This is a genomic window from Neisseria sp. P0021.S006 (assembly GCF_051956895.1).
Genome location: NZ_JBQCWZ010000166.1, coordinates 1 through 2,143 on the forward strand (window position 1 = coordinate 1; position 2,143 = coordinate 2,143).

A 2,143-nucleotide genomic window follows, 5' to 3' on the forward strand; every position below is an offset into this window, starting at 1 on the left:
AATCCGAAGCCGACATGTTTAACATGGCCGGTTTGCAAGAAGAAGAGGACTTGTTCGCCCCGATTTGGGACTCGGTGAAAAACCGCTGGATGTGGCTTGCCATCAACCTGTGTACCGCCTTTATCGCTAGCCGCGTGATTGGCGCATTTGAAGGCAGTGTCGAGAAAATCGTCGCACTGGCTGCGCTGATGCCCATCGTCGCCGGCATCGGCGGCAACTCCGGCAACCAAACCATCACCATGATCGTCCGCGCCATGGCGATGGGACAAATGACCAGCACGCAGGCAGGCCGCCTGCTGAAAAAAGAAGTCGGCGTCGCCCTCGTCAACGGCATTATTTGGGGCACCGTGATGGGCGTGATTTCATGGCTGCTCTACGGCAACATCGGCATCGGTTTGGTCATGGTGGCCGCGATGACCTTGAACCTTTTGCTTGCCGCGACCGTCGGTGTCCTCATTCCCGTCATGATGGACAAAGCCGGACGCGACCCGGCATTGGGCAGCTCGGTGCTGATTACCGCGGTCACCGACTCCGGCGGCTTCCTGATTTTCTTGGGATTGGCAACCATATTCCTGTTGTAATAGGAAAAAAGGACGTGTTCGACACGTCCTTTTTCAAACCGTTTAAAAGGCCGAGACCTTTGCAAAAAAGCCCTTCCCCCCAACAGCCGAAACCTAAACACAGATTTTCGGCTGTTTCCGCCACGGTTTCATGATTTCCCCTGCCGTAACCGCCGCCGCCGTCAGATTGGCAGTGGCACTGTTTGACGGAAAAGACGCGCCCGAACGTGATGAAGAAAGCGGTTTGGCGTATATTGGAAAATAAGCTTGAGGTAAAATAAGCTTTAGTTCGTCTGAAAACGTCGCGCCATCAGTTTTATAAAGGTAACAATATGAATTTAGAAACCAAAATTCCGCCGCCGGCGATATGTTTTATTTGTGCGTTGTTGATGTACATCTCTACCCAAGTGTCGGCGTTAGCCGACATATTGCCGCGCTTTCCTATATTGCTGTCGGTTGTTTTCATGGTGTTTGGGACTCTGTTGAGCGTATTAGGTGTGTGGGCGTTTCGCCGTTTGCGCACGACCATCAGCCCGCTCCACCCCGAACAAACCGAACACTTCGTTTCAGACGGCGTGTACCGTTTCAGTCGCAATCCGATGTATGCGGGTCTGGGCTGCTGGCTGGTCGCCTGGGCGGGCTATTTGGCGCACCCGCTGCCGTGGTTGTTTTTGGCTGCATTTGTTGCCTATATGACACGCTTTCAAATCATGCCCGAAGAACGCGTTTTGGCGCAGAAATTCGGTGCAGAGTACGAGTCTTATTGTCGGCGCGTCCGCCGTTGGTTATAAAAGCGAAAGCTTCCCATCAAGTATCGCCCCTCTTCTGCTCTACGGCATGAATGCGAATACTCGATGTTTTTAGACAACCTTTATTGCTCCGTAAGAAATGAAAAAGGACACCCCATGACCTTCCCGCCCCTAAAATCCCCGCTCAAATTCTACGCCGTCGTTCCCACCGCCGATTGGGTGGAGCGCATGGTCGAAGCAGGTGCCGACACGGTGCAACTGCGCTGCAAAACCCTGCACGGCGATGAATTGAAATGCGAAATCGCCCGCTGCGTCGCCGCCTGTCAGGGCAGCCGTACGCAGCTTTTCATCAACGACTACTGGCGCGAGGCGATAGAAGCGGGCGCATACGGCGTACATCTCGGACAGGAAGACATGGACACCGCCGACCTTGCCGCCATTACCGCCGCCGGTTTGCGCTTGGGTTTGAGTACGCACTCCGTCGCCGAACTCGACCGCGCTTTGTCCGTACACCCCAGCTATGTCGCCAGCGGCGCGATTTTTCCGACTACGACCAAACAAATGCCAACCGCCCCGCAAGGTTTGGACAAACTGCGCGAATACGTCAGACAGGCACGCGGCACGCCCGTCGTCGCCATCGGCGGCATCGATTTGAACAACGCCGAAGATGTGCTTGCCACCGGCGTTTCCTCGCTCGCTGTTGTTCGCGCCGTGACCGAAGCGGAAAATCCCGAAGCGGTGGTTAAAGCGTTTCAGGCTTTGTGGAATGAATGAGGCCGTCTGAAAATAAGAAGTCTGACAAGAGGAGCAAACATTATGAAGATTATATTGAAC

3 protein-coding genes and 1 pseudogene are annotated in these 2,143 nt (G+C 54.4%); all 4 read left to right on the top strand.

What is annotated here, in order from left to right; all coding sequences use genetic code 11:
- A partial coding sequence (locus ACTHUM_RS12035) for a magnesium transporter (protein WP_440402966.1) occupies positions 1-581 on the top strand: 581 nt, incomplete at its 5' end.
- A 100-nt stretch (positions 582-681) separates the two neighbouring features.
- Positions 682-825: pseudogene (locus ACTHUM_RS12040) on the top strand (FAD-dependent oxidoreductase); the annotation flags it as partial.
- A 67-nt stretch (positions 826-892) separates the two neighbouring features.
- A complete protein-coding gene (locus ACTHUM_RS12045) occupies positions 893-1,351 on the top strand; it encodes a methyltransferase family protein (RefSeq protein ID WP_070459692.1) in 459 nt (152 codons plus the stop codon).
- Between the two features lie 114 nt (positions 1,352-1,465).
- Positions 1,466-2,083, top strand: coding sequence for a thiamine phosphate synthase (thiE, locus tag ACTHUM_RS12050; RefSeq protein WP_070459686.1), 618 nt, complete (start codon positions 1,466-1,468; stop codon positions 2,081-2,083).
- Positions 2,084-2,143 lie beyond the last annotated feature (60 nt).

Coding starts and splice junctions, on each gene's coding strand:
- ACTHUM_RS12045 (WP_070459692.1), top strand. CDS start 893: ATGAATTTAGAAACCAAAATTCCGCCGCCGGCGATATGTTTTATTTGT.
- thiE (WP_070459686.1), top strand. CDS start 1,466: ATGACCTTCCCGCCCCTAAAATCCCCGCTCAAATTCTACGCCGTCGTT.